We start from the raw sequence: 16,311 nt of genomic DNA, 5'->3' as shown, positions 1-16,311 counted from the left end.
CTCGGCGGTGGCCGCGTCGGCGGGCTCGGGGAGACCCGGGGCCGCACCGGCGGGGTGGCGACGGCCGGGCGTTGCGCCGGGGTCGCGTCTGCGGTCGGTCCGGCGGGGACGGAGTCCGACTCGACCTCGGCGGGCGGTGCCGCCCCGTCGCCCTCCGCCCCCGTGGCCGCGGGCTCGGCGTCGACCGGTTCGGGCCGGGCGGTGGCCGGCTCGGTGCCGGCCGGCTCGGGCTCGGGGTCCGCCGGCTGGGCCGTGGTGACCGGCGGCACGGTTCCAGTGTCAGCCGCTGGGGTCGATTCGGTGGTCGCCGCCTCCCTCGCCGTCCCGCTCGTCGGTGCCGGCGGTTCGTCCCGCCGGCCGCGCAGCAGCACCCAGCCCACTGCCAGTCCGGCCAGCAGCGCCACGAGCAGTATCAGCCAGTTCCCGAAGGACTCGCCCACGTTGATCCTCCCTGAGGTTCACGTCCGAAATCGTCGCGAGAAAAACTCGCCGCAGCTTCGCACACGCGCGGCCGGGGCAACAGGCGGGCCAGGTAACAGTCCGTGCGGGGGACCGGGAGGCTACCGCAGGTGCGCGACACCGAACGGACGGTGTGGATGGACCGCGGCCCGCCACGACCCCGGAACCGTCGAGGGCACCGGGTTCGTGGCGGGGAGGATCAGTCCTGTTCACCTCGGTAGGTGTAGAAGTCGTCGACGAACTTGCGCCGCAGCCGGGGGACCCGGCTGGTGACCCGGAAGTAGCCCCGGGCCCCGAGCAGCGCGAGCCGGCCGAACACCGGTCGGTACATGCGGTCGTCGCCGTTGGTGCCGCTGCGGCCCAGCGAGTCGGCCACCCGGGCGAAGCCGTACGGCACCATCACCGCCTCGTAGTCGGCCACCGCCTGCACCAGGGTCTTCTCGCCGGAGGTGGCGAGGATCAACTGCCGCCGCAGCAGGTTCGCGTCCCGCAGCGCGGTGTTGGCGCCCACACCCCGGCCTGGCGTCATGGTGTGGATCGCGTCACCGAGGAGGGTGACCGCACTGCTCTTCCACGGCGGTACCGGCTCCGAGGTGGACACCCGGATCGGCAGTGCGCTGTCGGGGTCGGCCAGGCTGAGCAGCTCCCGCAGGTGGGGATGCCAGTTGGCGGTCAGGTCCAGGGCCACCTGGATCAGCTGTGCGCCGCGTCGGCGCATGACGTCCGGCGGGAACCGGCGGGCGGTGCTCCAGACGACGAGGTTGATGTTGTCGCGGGTGGGGTCGTGGCGTAGCCCCGGCCATTCGGCGAGCAGCGCCGCGGCGGCGGGGGCGGTGCCGGGCTTGAGCCGACCGTCCCGGTCCCACTTGAACTCCATGACGTGTAGCACGCCCATCACCCCACCGGTGCCGAAGATCAGCGAGATGCCCCGCTGCACGGTCTCCGGCAACAGCGCCCGGGTGTGGTCGGTGAGTGGCACCCGGGTGGCGATGTTGACGGTGCCGGCGTCCCGGATGACCGCGTGCGGCAGATACTGGCGGCGGACCGCGGAGTGCGTGCCGTCGGCCGCCACGAGCAGGTCGCCGGTGGCGGTGCCGCCGTCGGCGAAGTGGGCGGTGACCGTCCCGTCGTCGTGCTGCTCGTACCGGGTGAAGGTGCGGTCGAAGTGCACGACGTCCGCGATGCCGGTCAGCAGCACCTGGCGCAGCGTCATCCGGGCCACCGACCGTTCCGAGTCGACCGGGTGGGTGTCCGGCCGCAGCGGGAAGGACGCCGTGTGGCGCAGCTTCTGGTTGAGGACGTTGAAGTAGCGGGGGGAGCGGGCGCAGGTGGCCAGGTAGATCTCGAACAGCTCGGGCGGTAGGCAGTCGCGCAGCGCCCGGCTGCCGGTGGGGCCGATGCCCACCCGGTAGCCGAGCAGCCCGTCGCCCCTGCCGCGGTGCCGTTCGTAGACGGCGACGCTGATCCCCGCCCGGCGCAGCCCGTGCGCCAGGCAGAGGCCGCCGGTGCCCGCGCCGATGACCAGGACGTGCGGTGCTCGGGAGGCCACGGCGTCGCCCGTCAGCCGGCCATACGCGGCGCCGGAACGCTCGCGTCGTCCCAGCGGTAGAAGCAGTTGGCGATCGCGTCCCGCGGCGAACTCCAGGTCGGCAGGTACGGCGAGGTGTGGGCGGACAACCGCTCGTTGACCTGGCGGTAGAGCGGGTGGTTGCGGGCCGCCGCGAGGGCGTCCGCACCGACGTCGTCGGTCTCCATCAGGTGTACGCACAGATCGTGCAGGCAGTACAGGGACCGGTGGCGCACCCCGGTCAGGGTGGGCAGCTCGGTCGCGTCGGACTCGGCGAAGATCTGCGCCACGCGCCCCTCCGCGCCCGGGATGATCCTGTTGACGATCACTAGACGGCTCATCGGACCCCTCTCACCGTGGCCTGTCCCGGGCGGCTGCCGGGGTTCGACCGCTGTTCCCCCACCCTGTCCCCGGGCAGTCACCTGCGCGTCAATGCGCGGGATCGGGGTGGTGACGCACGTCGACGGGCTGGAACGCGGCTCGCGAACCCAGGTGCCGGCGTGGTCCGCTGGCCGGTCGGCTGGCCCGGCGGATCGGTTCGAGGGTCTCGGCCAGCAGCGCGCTCATCGCCGGCGACGGTTCCAGCCGTAGTTCCCGTAGCAGCAGGTCGCGGTAGACGTAGTAGGCGTGCACCGCCTCGAAGGCGTTGCCCTCGGCGAGGTGGATGCGGACGACCAGCCGGTGCGGTGTCTCGCGCAGCGGTTCGGCGGCCATCGCCTCCAGTGCCGCCTCCAGCGCCTCGCCGTGGCGTCCGGCGGCCAGGTGCTGGCCGGCCACCTGTTCCAGCATGTGCAGTCTGAGCTGGCGCAGTCGTTCACGGTCGGCCAGCACCCAGTCGTCGTACCAGCCGGGGAGCAGGTCGTGCCGGCCGGCGGCGAGGGCTTCCGCGGCGTCGTCCGGCGTCTGGCCGTCGCGCACCCGGGCGGCCGTGTCGACCAGCTGGTTGACGTCGACCCGGACCAGCGGGTCGAGGCGGACGGTGTCGGCGGGGGTGGTCAGCGGGCAGTAGGGATCCTGGCGCAGCCGCCACAGCGCGGTGCGCAGCGAGGAGAGGGCCCGGTCCTCCGGGGTTTCCGGCCAGAGCAGCCCGGCGAGGTGGGTGCGGGTGGCGCCGGGGCGCAGCCCGATCAGCGCGATGATCCGTTGCAGGCCGCGGGGCACCGCCACCGTCGTCTCGCCCTGCGTCAGGCGGAATCCGCCGAGCAGGTGCAGCCGCACCTCGGCGTCGTGGCGCTGGCCGGTGGTCGGCGTGGGCGGATCGGCGGCCACGGCGGCACCCCCTGCGGAAACGCGTCGGTTGCGGGCATCGGCCGGGCCCCGGCGTGGCCGCCGTGCCGCCACTGTCGACTCGCTGGGACCGTCGCACGGGCGTGCGGAGCCGGGACTGACCGCCACGAAGATTATCAATCATAATTACTCTGGGTCAACAACCCTGTCGGTAACATGGCTGCGTATCTCTCTGTGAAAACCCCTCTGAACTGGCCAGTCGTCGCAGACAAGGGCTGTGGGTCCGCTCAGCTGATACACAGTGTGCGTCAACGCAGCGTCACCAAGTTGGGTTTCGTGAGCGAGTGCCGGTGACGCCCGGGTGACGGCTCGTCCCGCATCGTGTCGGCAGCCATCCGGGCACACCCGGTGGCGTCCACCGGCCTGGGAGGATCAGCATGGACCGCACGCTGATCGTCGCGAAGGTGCTCCCGACCGCCGAGACGGCGGTCGCCGAGATCTTCGCCGAGTCCGACACGACCGAGCTGCCCCGACTGGTGGGTGTCCGGCATCGGTCGCTGTACCGCCTGCACGACCTGTACGTGCACCTGTTGGAGACCGAGTCCACCGGCGACGACGCGGTGGAGGCAGCCCGGGAACACCCGGAGTTCGCCAGGGTCAGCGCGCGGCTGCGTCCGTACATCTCGCCCTACCGGCCGGACTGGCGCTCACCCCGGGACGCCATGGCCCGCTGCTTCTACCACTTCGACGGGCGGCGGCCGTGACCGCCACCGCGCCCTCCGGCGAGACGCTCTGGTCCCGGTGCGGTGGCTGCGCCACACTGCTCTACCGCAAGCGGCTGCGCCGCAATCTCGACGTCTGTCCGGAGTGCGGTCTGCACGCCCGGCTCGCCGCGCCGGAACGGATCAGCCAGTTGGTCGACCCGTCGTCGTTCCGAGCACTGCCCGACCGGGCCGTCGAGACGGACCCGATCGGCTTCGTCGACGTGCTGCCGTACCCGCACCGACTCGCCGCCGCCCGCGCCCACACCGGGCTGCCGGAGGCGGTGCTCTGCGGCACCGCCGCCGTCGGCGGGTGTCGCTGCGCGCTCGCCGTGATGGACTTCCGGTTCCTCGGCGGCAGTCTCGGCTGTGCGGTCGGCGAACTGATCACCCGTACCGCCGAACAGGCGCTCGACGCGGGCGTCCCGCTGATCCTGGTCACCGCCTCCGGCGGCGCCCGGATGCAGGAGGGAGCCCTGTCGTTGATGCAGATGGCCACGATCAGCCAGGCGATCGCCGCGCTGCGCGAGGCCGGGCTGCTCACCGTCAGCGTGCTGACCGACCCCACCTACGGGGGAGTGGCGGCCTCCTTCGCCACCAGCACGGACCTGGTGCTCGCCGAGACCGGCGCCCGGATGGGCTTCGCCGGCCCGCGGGTGATCCGCCAGGTGACCGGGCGCACCCTGCCGGACGGGTTCCAGACCGCCGGGTTCCTGCTGCGGCACGGTCAGGTCGACATGGTGGTGCCCCGGCACGCACTGCGCGCCCGGCTGGCGACCCTGCTCGCCCTGGCGGGCGGCGGGCGCCGGCCCGCGACGGGCTCGGGGGTGCCGGCGTCGCCGCGGCCGGCCAGCCGGCCACCCGGCCAGCCGGGGCGCCGTCCGGGGACGCCTGGGAGACGGTACGCCTCGCCCGGCATCCCGGCCGCCCGACCACGCTGGACTATCTGGAGAGCGCCTTCGACGGCTTCACGGAGCTGCACGGTGACCGGCTCGGCGGCGACTGCCCGGCGGTGGTCGGTGGGCTGGCGCGGCTCGACGGCCGGAACCTGATGGTGATCGGCCACCAGAAGGGGCACACCACCGCCGAGCTGGCGGCCCGCAACTTCGGGATGGCCACTCCGGCGGGGCACCGCAAGGCACTGCGGCTGATGCGGCTCGCCGCCCGTCTCGGACTGCCGGTGGTCACCCTGGTGGACACCCCGGGGGCCGACCCGGGCGTCGACGCGGAGGAGCACGGCCAGGCCGCCGCCATCGCGGAGAACATCCTGACCCTGAGTGCGCTGCCCACGCCGGTCGTGACGGTGGTGACCGGGGAGGGGGGCAGCGGCGGTGCGCTTGCCCTGGCCGTCGCCGACCGGGTGCTGATGCTGCAACACGCGGTGTACTCGGTGATCAGTCCGGAGGGCTGCGCCGCGATCCTCTGGCCGGGGCGCACGGCCGCGCCGCAGGCGGCTCGGGCACTGCGGCTGACCGCACCGGACCTGTGCCGACTCGGGGTCGTCGACGAGGTGGTGCCCGAACCGGAGGGCTCGGCCGCCGACGACCCGGAGGCGGCGGCCTGGGCCGTGCGCCAGGCGCTGCTGGCGAACCTGCTACCGCTGCTGGACGTGCCGGCGGCGACCCTCGTCCAGCAGCGCCGGCGACGCTTCCGCCGGTTCGGTGCGGCACGCGCCGGTGCCCGGGCGGGTGCCCGGTGAGCGGCACGGTCGAGGCCGGGCCCGCGGTTGCCGGCCCTCCGGCGGCCCGGCCGCCGAGCGCGGCCGAGCGGGCGGACGAGGCGACGCTGACCGGGCTGCGCCGGCACGCTGGCCAGCTCGTCGCCGAACTCGGCGGCCCGGTACGCCGCCTGCGGCTGCGCTGCGGGGACGCGGAACTGGAGGTGGAGTGGGCGCAGCCGGCCGAGCCCGGACCAGGTTCGGGCGGAGCATCCGCCGTGGTGGGTTCCGGCGGCCACACCGCCCCAGCGTCCGCCCGGCCGGCGGTCGCACCGACCGCGGGTCCGCCCCGGCGGATCCCGCCCCCGTGCCACCGTCCGCTCGCCGATGGTCGGGACGTTCTACCGGGCGGCGGAGCCGGGCGCCGCGCCCTTCGTGGCCGTCGGTGACGTGGTCCGGCCGGGACAGGTCATCGGGATCGTCGAGGCGATGAAGCTGATGAACGAGGTCGCCGCCGACCGGGCCGGGCGGGTGACCGAGGTGCTGGTGGCCGACGGGCAGCCGGTGGAGTACGACCAACCGCTGGTTGCCCTGGACCGGGCCTGAGGCGGGGTGGTGAGGTGTTCTCCAAGGTGCTGATCGCCAACCGTGGCGAGATCGCGTTGCGGATCCTGCGGGCCTGCCGTGAGCTGGGCATCCGGACCGCTGTGGTGTACTCCACGGCGGACGCCGACTCGGTGGCGGTGCGGCTGGCCGACGAGGCCGTCCGGATCGGGCCTTCGGCCAGCCGGCACAGCTACCTCAACGCGGCGGCCGTGGTGGAGGCGGCCCGCAAGGTCGGTGCGCAGGCGGTGCATCCCGGCTACGGTTTCCTCTCCGAGGACGCCGACTTCGCCGAGATCTGCGCGGACAACGGACTCACCTTCGTCGGTCCGCCCCCGCACGTGATGTCCGTACTGGCGGACAAGTCCGCCGCCCGGTCACTGATGAGCCGGGCCGGGCTGCCCCTGGCACCGGGCGCCGTGCGGCCGGTGCCGACCGCCGCCGAGGCCGCGGCGGTCGCCGCCGAGGTGGGCTACCCGGTCATCGTCAAGGCGGCGGCCGGGGTGGTGGCCGGGGGATGACGGTGGTGAGCCGCCCGGCGGACCTGCCGCGGGCGTACGCGCGCACCCGGGCTGCCGCCCAGGCCGCCTTCGGCGACGACCGCGTGTACGTCGAGCGGTACCTGACCGATGCCCGGCACGTCGAGGTCCAGCTGCTCTGCGACTCGCTCGGCAACGGTGTGCACCTGGGCACCCGGGACTGCTCCGTGCAGCGCCGGCACCAGAAGCTGGTCGAGGAGGCGCCCGCGCCGGCGTTGTCCCCGGCGACGCTGGACACGATCGCGCAGCTTGCCCTGCGCGGCGCGCTGGACGTGGGATTCACCGGCGCCGGGACGGTGGAGTTCCTGGTGGACACCGAGGAGCGGTACCACTTCCTGGAGATCAACTGCCGGATCCAGGTGGAGCACCCGGTGACCGAGATGATCACGGGGATCGACCTCGTGCACGAGCAGTTCCACGTGGCCGCCGGGACACCGCTGCGCTGGCGCCAGCAGGACGTCCGGTTGACCGGGGTGGCGATCGAGTGCCGGGTCAACGTCGAGGACCCGGACCGCGGTTTCGCACCGACGCCGGGCCGGCTGGACCGGTTCGTGCCGCCCGGTGGCCCGTTCACCCGGGTCGACACCCACGGCCACGCCGGCTACCTGTTCGGGCCGCACTACGACTCGCTGCTGGCCAAGGTCGCGGTCTGGGCGCCCGACCGGGAGCTGGCCCTGAGCCGGCTGGACCGCGCGCTCGGTGAGTTCGAGATCTCCGGTCCCGGGGTGTGCACCACCATCCCGTTCGTCCGGCGGGTGCTCGACGACGCCGACTTCCGGAAGGGGCGTCACTCCACCGGCCTGGTCGACCGACTGATCGCCGCACCGCCCCCCACACATCCGAGGAGGAAACGATGACCGTCACCGACGACCGTTCACTGACGGCGGAGATAACCGACATTCTGGTGACCAACTGCGGGCTGGACCCGGACGCCGCCGCCCGTGCGCCGGCCGCGTCGCTGGAGGAACTGGGGCTGGACTCGCTCGCCCTGCTCGAACTCTCCGCGGTGGTCGCCGACCGCTGGCGGGTGAGCATCCCGGAGCAGGCGGCCCAGCTGAGCATTCCCGCCGTGGCCGACCTGGTGGCCCGGCGCGTCGACCCGCCCGGGCACACCGAGAACAGCATCGTCATCGCCGCACCGCTGGAGCTGGTCTGGTCGGTCACCAACGACGTCGCCGGTTGGCCCGACCTGTTCACCGAGTACGCCAGGGCCGAGATCCTCGACCGCGACGGTGACACCGTCCGGTTCCGGCTCACCATGCATCCCGACGAGAACGGGGTCGCCTGGAGCTGGGTGAGTGAACGCACCGCCGACCCGGCCACCCGCCAGGTCCGGGCCCGCCGGGTGGAGACCGGACCGTTCGAGTACATGCGGATCCACTGGACCTACACCGAGCAGCCGGACGGCGTCCGGATGACCTGGGTCCAGGACTTCGCCATGAAGCCGACCGCGCCGGTGGACAACGCCGGGATGACCGAGCGGATCAACACCAACAGTGCGGTGCAGCTGTCCGTGATCAAGGACCGCGTCGAACGGCTGACCGGCGAGCGGGCGAGCGCCGCACCGACCGCGCCGCCGACGAGCACGCCGACCGGCGGGTCCGGAACGGGAGCCCACGATGAGTGACCTCGCCCTGGTGGCCGCCCGCGACGTGCCCGCCGACCGCCGCCGCGGCGGCGAGCTGCGCGTCCTGCTCGGCCCGCGTACCGTCGGCAGCACCTCGGGCTTCATGGGTGTGGCCGCGCTGGCGCCGGGGGAGCGGATCGCCGAGCACTACCACCCGTACAGCGAGGAGTTCCTCTACGTCGTCCGGGGTGCGATCACCGTCGACCTGGACGACGAGGCGGTGCCGTTGGCGGCCGGCGAGGCGCTGTTCGTGGCCCGCAACGTCCGGCACCGGCTGCGCAACACCGGCCATCTGCCCGCCGAGGTGGTCTTCCACCTCGGACCGCTGGCCCCCCGGCCGGAACTCGGCCACGTCGACACCGAACTGGTCGAGCAGCGGGACGGGTCGTGACCGCCCGCCGCACCGTGGTCACCGGCGTCGGGGTGGTCGCCCCCGGCGGGGTCACCCGGGACCGGTTCTGGAAGGGCATCACCGAGGGGCGTACGGCGACCCGGCGGATCAGCTTCTTCGACCCGTCGCCGTTCCGCTCCCAGATCGCCGCCGAGTGCGATTTCGACCCGGACGCCGCCGGGCTGACACCGACGCAGCGGCAGCGCGCCGACCGGTACGTGCAGTTCGCGCTGGCCTGTGCCGCCGAGGCCGTCGCCGACAGCGGGCTCGAACTCACCGACGCCGAGCGTGACCGCGCCGGTGTCGTGCTCGGCACCGCCGTCGGCGGCACCATGGCCCTCGAACAGGAGTACGTGACGGTCAGTGACAGCGGTCGGCGCTGGCTGGTCGACGCGGCGCTCGGCGGACCGTACCTGTACCCGGCGCTGGTGCCCAGCAGCCTGGCGGCGGACGTCGCCTGCCGGCACGGCCTGCACGGCCCGGCACAGGTCGTCTCCACCGGCTGCACCTCCGGCATCGACGCCATCGGGTACGCCCATCAGCTCATCGCCGACGGCGAGGCGGATGTGGTGCTCGCCGGGGCCGCCGACTCGCCCATCTCACCGGTCACCGTCGCCTCCTTCGACGCCATCAAGGCCACCAGCCCGGACAACGACGACCCGGCGCACGCCTCCCGTCCCTTCGACGCCGACCGGCACGGCTTCGTGCTGGCCGAGGGGGCGGCGGTGCTGGTGCTGGAGGAGGCCGGTCACGCCGCGCGGCGCGGCGCGCACGTCTACTGCGAGGTCGCCGGCTACGCCAGCCGCAGCAACGGCTACCACATGACCGGGTTGCGTCCGGACGGTGTGGAGATGGGCCTGGCCATCACCGACGCCCTGCGCCAGGCCCGGCTGGCACCGGAGCAGGTCTCCTACATCAGCGCCCACGGCTCCGGCACCCGGCAGAACGACCGGCACGAGACGGCCGCGTTCAAGCGGTCGCTCGGGTCGGCCGCCTACCGGGTGCCGATCAGCTCGATCAAGTCGATGGTCGGTCACTCGCTCGGTGCCATCGGTTCCATCGAGATGGCCGCGTGCGCGCTGGCCATCGAGTTCGGGGTGGTGCCGCCGACCGCCAACTGGACCACCCGGGATCCGGAGTGTGACCTGGACTACGTGCCCAACGAGGCCCGGGAGGTGCCGGTGGACGTGGCGCTCTCGGTGGGCAGCGGGTTCGGTGGCTTCCAGTCGGCGATGCTGTTCCGCCGGCTCTCCCGCGAGGTGCGGGGATGAGGCAGGTGCGGGCGGTGGTGACCGGCATCGGGGTGGTCGCGCCCAGCGGCGTGGGGGCGGACGCGCACTGGCGTGCCGTGCTGGCCGGCCAGCGCCGTACCGGCCCGATCTCCCTGTTCGACGCGACCGGATATCCCACCCGTCTCGGCGGCGAGGTGGCCGACTTCGACGCGGCCCGGTACGCCGACAACCGTGCCCTGGTGCAGACCGACCGTTGGACGCACCTCGGTTTCGCGGCCAGCGCGCTGGCGCTGGCCGACGCCGGCCTGCCGGAGCGGGCCACCGACCCGTACGGCTGGGCGGTGGTGCTGGCCAGTTCCTCCGGCGGCAACCTGTTCGGCCAGCGGGAACTGCAACGGCTCTGGTCGTCGTCGACGCGCACCGTCGGTGCGTACCAGTCGATCGCCTGGTTCTACGCGGCCAGCGTCGGGCAGTTGTCCATCCGGCACCAGGCCAAGGGCCCGTGCGGGGTGCTGGTGGCCGAGTCGGCGGGCGGCCTGGACAGCCTCGCCCATGCCGTGCGGACCGTACGGCGGGGCGCCTCGGTGGTGCTCGCCGGGGCGACCGAGTCTCCGCTGAGCCCGTACGCGTTGGCCTGCCAGCTGCGCTCCGGGCTGCTCAGCGAGGTGACCGACCCGGAGCGGGCCTACCGGCCGTTCGACGCCGTCGCGAGCGGCTACCTGCCGGCCGAGGGCGGCGCGGTGTTCGTGGTGGAGGAGCTGGGGCACGCGAGCGCCCGGGGCGCCCGGATCTACGGCGAGGTGACCGGCTGGGGTGCCACCCACGACGCCGCGCACACCTCCGCGGAGAGCGCCGGTGATCCGTACCAGTACGCCCGGGCGATGCGGCTGGCCCTGGGGCGGGCCGGGGTCGAACCGGCCGAGGTGGATGTGGTGGTCCCGGACGCCCTCGGGGTGCCCCGCTACGACCGGGCCGAGGCCACCGCGTTGCGGGCGGTGTTCGGCGGGCTCGCGCCGCCGGTGAGCACCCACAAGGAACTGACCGGCCGGGCGCACCAGGGCGGTTCGGCGCTGGACGTGGCCACCGCCCTGCTCGCCTTCGCACACGACACGTTGCCCGCCTCGGCCGGCCCGGACAGCGTGGCAGCGGGCTGCGAGCTGGATTTCCTGCGCACGGCCCGGCGCCCGCGTACCCGGGTGGCGCTGGTCTGCGCCCGGGGCTTCGACGGGTTCAACAGCGCGCTGGTGCTGCGCGGGACGCCACCGGCCGGACAGGAGTGGTGATGACACGAGCACGGGTGGTCTTTCTGGTCCGGGTGCGCGACGAGCGCACCGGGGACTTCCTGCGGGCGTACGAGCAGATCCGGCACCTGGTCGCCGGCGGGGTGCCGGGCCACCTGGTCGACCAGGTGTGTCGTTCGTCGACCGACCCGGAGCAGTGGCTGATCACCAGTGAGTGGGCCAGCATGGCCGACTTCGAGGCGTGGGAACGCAGCCCGGAACACCGTGACCTGGTCCGTCCGATGCGGGAGTGCTTCACCGACGCGCGTTCGCTGCGCTTCCACATCCACGCGCAGACCCCGGTACCGGCCTGAGCGGGGCGCCAGAGTCGCGCACAGCAGGTGTCTGCCCGCTCACTGATCGCTGACACACGGAATTGATCGTCCGCGCCGCACGCGCCGCCGACAATCCCGCCACCCGCTCTTTCGTGCATCCATTTGCATGAAGCAATGCCCGTCGAGGCTGCCGTAGGGTTCCCGCAGTACCCGCAGGGACGCGCGCTGCGGGCTCGTTCGCGCCGTAACGACGTTGGGATGGTGGAGGTGGCGATCTCATGACCGGCCCGCTGTTCTCGCTGACCGAGGCCGGCTGTCGGCCCGCTGCCGGCCGCCACCGATCAGAGTGGCCGCGGCCCGAGGCCGACCTCGGCCAGGTAGACGCAGCTGCGCCCCTCGTGCGAGGAGTAGTAGCTGACGTGGAGCAGGTCGTCGTGCCAGGCCAGACCGGGGTAGCTGCAGTCGCCGCCCGAGGGTAGGGCCACCAGCTCCCGCAGCCGCCCCCGGGCCACGTCCACCACGCAGATCGCGGTCCGTACCTGGCCGTCGTGCAGCCGTACGCCGGCGACGAGTGTGCCGTCGGGCAACCGGTGCAGCGCCGGCCCGCCCACCCGGACGCCGAGATCCGTCCAGGTCCATTCCCGGTAGGGCGGGCGGGCCCGGCCGAGTTGGGCGGTGGCCGTGCCACCGTCGCGCCGCAGCAGGCAGGTGGCGGTGCCGTCGGGCTCGAAGACCAGCCCGGACTCGTTCGGATACCCGTCGGAGAAGAGGGTCGGCACCACCGGCCGCAGGTCGAAGCCGTCCTCGCTGCGGTAGAGCCGGACGAACCTTGGCTCCCGGGTGGCGTAGCCGACGCCGTACATCACGTCGCCCTGCCAGGTGGCCTGCCAGACCCAGACGTCCGCCTCGCCGACCGGCCGGAGGTCGTTCCACCGGTGACCGTCGTCGCTGACCGAGGCGACCGTCCGGAATCGTTTCGGCGTGCCGGTCGCGGCGGCGGCCAGCAGCTGCAACCGTCCGTCGGAGCGCGCCACGAAGCGTGGGTCGCGCAGGTCGGCGCCGGGCCGGTCGAGGACGGCCGCGGTCCGCCACGACCGAGCGTCGGGGGAGGTCAACACCCGCAGCACGCCGTCGTCGGACAGGTGTGACCGGCCCTGGCGGAACGCGCAGAACCAGGCGTCGGCGTGCCGGACCAGGTCGGTGAAGGCGCTGTGTGGGGCGGCGTCACCGATGCGGCGCAACGCGCGCACCTCGGTGGTCGCCGAAGGGCTGATCACGGGCGTGCCGTCTCGGCGTCGTACGCCGCGGCGAGCCGCTTCGGGGCCCGGGCGTACCAGGCCTCCACGATCAGCTCGGTCAGCTCGGCGAGCTCGATCCGGTCCAGCCGGACCAGCACGGCCGGGTAACCGTCGAAGTGCGGGGTGGTGAAGAAGCGGCTCGGGTCGTCGGCGAGCAGTGCCTCCTTGACGCCGAGGTCGGCCACCCGCACGCCGAGGATCGGACCGTCGGGCGCAGCCGCGCCGAAGGCTTCGAGTTCCCTGCCGCGCAGCGGTCGCTCCCAGACGAAGGCCTTGTCCTTCACCCGCCAGGCGGCCACTCCGTCGTAGGAGGGCCGCTCGCTGGTCTCCGGCAGGCCCAGCGCGATCCGGCGTACGTCGTCCCAACTGGCCACCTCCCGACGGTACGCCAGGTGACCCCACCCGGGGACCCCGGCACGCTCGGCACGGGAATGGGACGGCGCCGACGGCGACTCATTGCGTTCACCGGTTTGCAACGTGTCACCGCCGCACTGCCCCCGTCCTGGTTGGACGGTCATAATGGGCGGCATGGTTGCCTGGGAGTACGCCCTGCTGGTCCGCCGTTACCAGGGGCAGGGCCGCAATTTCCTCGTCTCGTTCGTCTGGTACGGCCCCGACGGGTCCCGCAAGGACATCACGGCGTACGGCGACACCGCCATCGCGCACCTCAACCGCGCCGGGCGGGACGGCTGGGAGCTCGTCTCCGCGGCCGAGGACGTGAACAACGTGCAGGGCAGCACCGAGGTGCATCGCTACCACCTGAAGCGCCCGCTGAGCTGAACGCGGCGGGCGCGGAGGAGACTGTCACCTCGCGCCCTGTCGAGCTGAACCGTTCGCGCGCTCAGCTCGACAGGGGCCGCGTAGGACCACACCCGGGGTGACCCCGGCCGCCGGGCTCCCGGCGGCTCAGCCGAGCTGGACGCCGGGGTAGAGCGGGAAGCCGGCGAGCAGTTCGCCGGCCTGGCGGCCGACCTTGTCCGCGAGGGCCGGGTCGAGCGCGTACTTCGCCTTGGAGGCCGTGCCGTCCGGGTTCGCCGCGGCGCTGGTCTGGCTGAGCACGGTGTGCATCAGCTCGGCCGTGGTGTCCATCTCGGCGGTGCCCAGGCCACGCGTGGTCAGGGCCGGCGTGCCGATGCGGATGCCGGAGGTGTACCAGGCCCCGTTCGGGTCCTGCGGCACCGCGTTGCGGTTGGTGACGATGCCGGAGTCCAGCAGCGCCTGCTCGGCCTGCCGACCGGTCAGGCCGTACCCGGTGACGTCGATCAGCACCAGGTGGTTGTCGGTGCCGCCGGTGACCAGCGAGGCGCCGCGCCTCAGCAGCCCCTCGGCCAGCGCCTGCGCGTTGTCGACGATGCGCCGGGCGTAGTCGGCGAAGTCGGGACGGCGGGCCTCGGCCAGGGCGACGGCCTTGGCGGCCATCACGTGCGGCAGCGGGCCGCCGAGCACCATCGGGCAGCCCCGGTCGACCTGGTCGGCCAGCTCCGGGCCGCAGAGCACCAGGCCGCCGCGCGGGCCGCGCAGCGACTTGTGGGTGGTGGTGGTGACGATGTGGGCGTGCGGCACCGGGTCGAAGTCGCCGGTGAAGACCCGGCCGGCGACCAGGCCGGCGAAGTGCGCCATGTCGACCATGAAGGTGGCGCCGACCGAGTCGGCGATCTCCCGCATGATCCGGAAGTTGACCTTGCGTGGGTACGCCGAGTACCCGGCGACCAGCACCAGCGGCCGGAATTCGCGGGCCGCCTCGGCGACCCTGTCGTAGTCGACCAGGCCGGTGGCCGGGTCCGTGCCGTAGCTGCGCTGGTCGAACATCTTGCCGGAGATGTTCGGCCGGAAGCCGTGGGTGAGGTGACCTCCGGCGTCCAGCGACATGCCGAGCATCCGCTGGTCGCCCAGCTCGCGCCGGAGCGTGAACCAGTCCGCCTCGGTCAGGTCGTTGACGTGGCGAGCCTGCGCCCGCCGCAGCGCCGGTGCCTCGACCCGGTCGGCCAGGATCGCCCAGAACGCCACCAGATTGGCGTCGATCCCCGAGTGCGGCTGCGCGTACGCGTGTGCCGCGCCGAACAGCTCCCGGGCGTGCTCGGCGGCGAGCGCCTCGACGGTGTCCACGTTCTGGCAGCCGGCGTAGAACCGGCGCCCGACGGTGCCCTCGGCGTACTTGTCGCTGAGCCAGTTGCCCATGGCCAGCAGGGTGGCGGGAGAGGCGTAGTTCTCGCTGGCGATGAGCTTGAGCGACTCGCGCTGGTCGGCCAGCTCGGCCCCGATCGCGTCGGCCACCCGCGGCTCGACGCCGCGGATCACCTCCAGGGCGCTGCGGAAGGCGGTGGACTCGGCGTTGCGCGACATGCGACCTCCAGGTGACGTGCGGAAGGCCCAGGCGCTCGGCATGCGTCCTCATGACGGGACCGCTTCCCGATGGTGCTCCATCCCCACGCGCCAGTCACGGCCCCCGCCGATCCTACCGGGTCCGACGTCGGGCATCCGCGCACCGGCCGGGCGGCCCCTCGCCACCGCCCACCGGTCCGCCTACGATCGGCGCATGGCGGCCCAGGGCGGGGGAAGTCTGCTCGCGATCAGCGACCTGCACGTGGGTCACCCGGCCAATCGGGCGGTTGTCGAGGCGCTGCGCCCCGAGTCACCGGACGACTGGCTGCTGGTCGCCGGCGACGTCGGTGACACGGTGGGCCAGATCGAGTGGGCGCTGACCATGCTGAGGCGTCGCTTCGGCACCGTCGTCTGGGCCCCCGGCAACCACGAGCTGTGGACCCCGCCGTCGGATCCGGTGCGGCTACGGGGCGTGGCACGCTACCGGCACCTGGTCGAGTTGTGCCGGCGTCTGGGTGTGCTCACCCCGGAGGACCCGTATCCGGTCTGGCGGGGGCCGGGTGGGCCGGTGTTGGTGGCACCGCTGTTCCTGCTCTATGACCACAGCTGGCGTCCGGAAGGTCTGGACACCCCGGAGGCGGCCCTGGCGGAGGCGTACCGCACCGGCATCGTCTGCACCGACGAGTTCCTGCTGCACCCCGACCCCTATCCGAGCCGTTCGGCCTGGTGCGCGCAGCGGGTCGCCGCGACGGCCCGGCGCCTGGCCGAGGGGCCCGCCGGGCTGCCGACCGTGCTGGTCAACCACTGGCCGCTGGTCCGGGAACCGACCCGGATCCTGCGATATCCGATCTTCGCCCAGTGGTGCGGTACGGAGTCCACCGCCGAATGGCACCGACGCTTCCACGCCGTCGTGGTGGTCTACGGCCATCTGCACATCCCGCGCACCACCCGCTACGACGGGGTGCGCTTCGAGGAGGTCTCGGTCGGGTACCCGCGCGAGTGGCAGCCGCGGGCGACGCCACCGGCGTGGCGCCGGATCCTGCCCACCGGGTGAGCGCGTGTGCACCCAGTTC

Annotated in this window: 14 protein-coding genes, 3 pseudogenes and 1 riboswitch; of the genes and pseudogenes, 11 read left to right on the top strand and 6 right to left on the bottom strand. The window is 73.3% G+C overall.

Annotation, left to right across the window (positions count from 1 at the left end):
• Positions 1-658: 658 nt before the first annotated feature.
• The 3 genes from KIF24_RS16410 to KIF24_RS16400 all read right to left on the bottom strand — a co-directional run bounded on the left by KIF24_RS16410 (position 659) and on the right by KIF24_RS16400 (position 3,295).
• Positions 659-2,008: an FAD-dependent oxidoreductase gene (locus tag KIF24_RS16410; RefSeq protein ID WP_221084786.1), complete on the bottom strand. Its 1,350-nt coding sequence runs from the start codon at positions 2,006-2,008 to the stop codon at positions 659-661.
• 11 nt (positions 2,009-2,019) lie between these two features.
• Entirely contained in the window at positions 2,020-2,367 is a 348-nt protein-coding gene (locus KIF24_RS16405; RefSeq protein ID WP_221084785.1) for a TcmI family type II polyketide cyclase, read from the bottom strand.
• 88 nt (positions 2,368-2,455) lie between these two features.
• A complete protein-coding gene (locus KIF24_RS16400; protein WP_221084784.1) occupies positions 2,456-3,295 on the bottom strand; it encodes an AfsR/SARP family transcriptional regulator in 840 nt (279 codons plus the stop codon).
• A 395-nt stretch (positions 3,296-3,690) separates the two neighbouring features.
• Here KIF24_RS16400 and KIF24_RS16395 point away from each other — a divergent pair, with 395 nt between their 5' ends.
• From KIF24_RS16395 to KIF24_RS16355, 9 genes and pseudogenes are all read left to right on the top strand, one after another.
• The gene (locus tag KIF24_RS16395; RefSeq protein ID WP_221084783.1) at positions 3,691-4,017 is read left to right on the top strand and encodes a TcmI family type II polyketide cyclase; all 327 of its coding nucleotides are present in this window, start codon (positions 3,691-3,693) and stop codon (positions 4,015-4,017) included.
• Positions 4,014-5,713 (top strand): annotated as a pseudogene (locus KIF24_RS16390) (acetyl-CoA carboxylase carboxyltransferase subunit alpha). The gene KIF24_RS16395 and the pseudogene KIF24_RS16390 overlap by 4 nt, the downstream one beginning before the upstream one ends.
• Positions 5,710-6,277: pseudogene (gene accB, locus KIF24_RS16385) on the top strand (acetyl-CoA carboxylase biotin carboxyl carrier protein). The pseudogenes KIF24_RS16390 and accB overlap by 4 nt, the downstream one beginning before the upstream one ends.
• A gap of 14 nt (positions 6,278-6,291) precedes the next feature.
• Positions 6,292-7,670, top strand: a pseudogene (locus KIF24_RS16380) (acetyl-CoA carboxylase biotin carboxylase subunit).
• The gene (locus KIF24_RS16375) at positions 7,667-8,440 is read left to right on the top strand and encodes an SRPBCC family protein (RefSeq protein WP_230415669.1); all 774 of its coding nucleotides are present in this window, start codon (positions 7,667-7,669) and stop codon (positions 8,438-8,440) included. The pseudogene KIF24_RS16380 and the gene KIF24_RS16375 overlap by 4 nt, the downstream one beginning before the upstream one ends.
• Entirely contained in the window at positions 8,433-8,831 is a 399-nt protein-coding gene (locus tag KIF24_RS16370) for a cupin domain-containing protein (RefSeq protein ID WP_221084782.1), read from the top strand. Before KIF24_RS16375 ends, KIF24_RS16370 begins: the two co-directional genes overlap by 8 nt.
• Positions 8,828-10,102, top strand: a complete 1,275-nt coding sequence (locus KIF24_RS16365) for a beta-ketoacyl-[acyl-carrier-protein] synthase family protein (RefSeq protein ID WP_221084781.1) — start codon at positions 8,828-8,830, stop codon at positions 10,100-10,102. Before KIF24_RS16370 ends, KIF24_RS16365 begins: the two co-directional genes overlap by 4 nt.
• Positions 10,099-11,346, top strand: coding sequence for a beta-ketoacyl synthase N-terminal-like domain-containing protein (locus KIF24_RS16360; RefSeq protein WP_221084780.1), 1,248 nt, complete (start codon positions 10,099-10,101; stop codon positions 11,344-11,346). Before KIF24_RS16365 ends, KIF24_RS16360 begins: the two co-directional genes overlap by 4 nt.
• Positions 11,346-11,657 (top strand): antibiotic biosynthesis monooxygenase family protein, encoded by a 312-nt coding sequence (locus KIF24_RS16355; protein WP_221084779.1) that lies wholly within the window; start codon positions 11,346-11,348, stop codon positions 11,655-11,657. Before KIF24_RS16360 ends, KIF24_RS16355 begins: the two co-directional genes overlap by 1 nt.
• Before the next feature lie 302 nt (positions 11,658-11,959).
• Here the strand turns inward: KIF24_RS16355 and KIF24_RS16350 are convergent, their stop codons facing one another.
• A complete protein-coding gene (locus KIF24_RS16350) occupies positions 11,960-12,895 on the bottom strand; it encodes an exo-alpha-sialidase (protein WP_221084778.1) in 936 nt (311 codons plus the stop codon).
• A complete protein-coding gene (locus KIF24_RS16345) occupies positions 12,892-13,290 on the bottom strand; it encodes an MmcQ/YjbR family DNA-binding protein (protein ID WP_221084777.1) in 399 nt (132 codons plus the stop codon). Before KIF24_RS16345 ends, KIF24_RS16350 begins: the two co-directional genes overlap by 4 nt.
• A gap of 145 nt (positions 13,291-13,435) precedes the next feature.
• On the opposite strand from KIF24_RS16345, the gene KIF24_RS16340 reads away from it, so the two are divergent.
• Positions 13,436-13,696, top strand: a complete 261-nt coding sequence (locus KIF24_RS16340) for a hypothetical protein (protein ID WP_221084776.1) — start codon at positions 13,436-13,438, stop codon at positions 13,694-13,696.
• Positions 13,697-13,822: 126 nt separating this feature from the next.
• Here KIF24_RS16340 and KIF24_RS16335 read toward each other — a convergent pair whose 3' ends face one another.
• The gene (locus KIF24_RS16335; protein WP_221084775.1) at positions 13,823-15,259 is read right to left on the bottom strand and encodes a glycine hydroxymethyltransferase; all 1,437 of its coding nucleotides are present in this window, start codon (positions 15,257-15,259) and stop codon (positions 13,823-13,825) included.
• 18 nt (positions 15,260-15,277) lie between these two features.
• A riboswitch (ZMP/ZTP riboswitch) is annotated at positions 15,278-15,367 on the bottom strand.
• An 85-nt stretch (positions 15,368-15,452) separates the two neighbouring features.
• Here KIF24_RS16335 and KIF24_RS16330 point away from each other — a divergent pair.
• Positions 15,453-16,292, top strand: a complete 840-nt coding sequence (locus tag KIF24_RS16330; protein WP_221084774.1) for a metallophosphoesterase family protein — start codon at positions 15,453-15,455, stop codon at positions 16,290-16,292.
• The last annotated feature ends 19 nt before the right edge of the window (positions 16,293-16,311 follow it).

The sequence above is a fragment of the Micromonospora tarapacensis genome (assembly GCF_019697375.1).
Classification (GTDB): Bacteria; Actinomycetota; Actinomycetes; order Mycobacteriales; family Micromonosporaceae; genus Micromonospora; species Micromonospora tarapacensis.
This window is presented reverse-complemented; position numbering and strand designations above follow the sequence as displayed.

Bases quoted from the DNA above. Each gene is read 5' to 3' on its own strand.
- KIF24_RS16405 (WP_221084785.1), bottom strand. From the start codon at position 2,367: ATGAGCCGTCTAGTGATCGTCAACAGGATCATCCCGGGCGCGGAGGGG.
- KIF24_RS16395 (WP_221084783.1), top strand. From the start codon at position 3,691: ATGGACCGCACGCTGATCGTCGCGAAGGTGCTCCCGACCGCCGAGACG.
- KIF24_RS16375 (WP_230415669.1), top strand. From the start codon at position 7,667: ATGACCGTCACCGACGACCGTTCACTGACGGCGGAGATAACCGACATT.
- KIF24_RS16370 (WP_221084782.1), top strand. From the start codon at position 8,433: ATGAGTGACCTCGCCCTGGTGGCCGCCCGCGACGTGCCCGCCGACCGC.
- KIF24_RS16360 (WP_221084780.1), top strand. From the start codon at position 10,099: ATGAGGCAGGTGCGGGCGGTGGTGACCGGCATCGGGGTGGTCGCGCCC.
- KIF24_RS16355 (WP_221084779.1), top strand. From the start codon at position 11,346: ATGACACGAGCACGGGTGGTCTTTCTGGTCCGGGTGCGCGACGAGCGC.
- KIF24_RS16340 (WP_221084776.1), top strand. From the start codon at position 13,436: ATGGGCGGCATGGTTGCCTGGGAGTACGCCCTGCTGGTCCGCCGTTAC.
- KIF24_RS16335 (WP_221084775.1), bottom strand. From the start codon at position 15,259: ATGTCGCGCAACGCCGAGTCCACCGCCTTCCGCAGCGCCCTGGAGGTG.
- KIF24_RS16330 (WP_221084774.1), top strand. From the start codon at position 15,453: ATGGCGGCCCAGGGCGGGGGAAGTCTGCTCGCGATCAGCGACCTGCAC.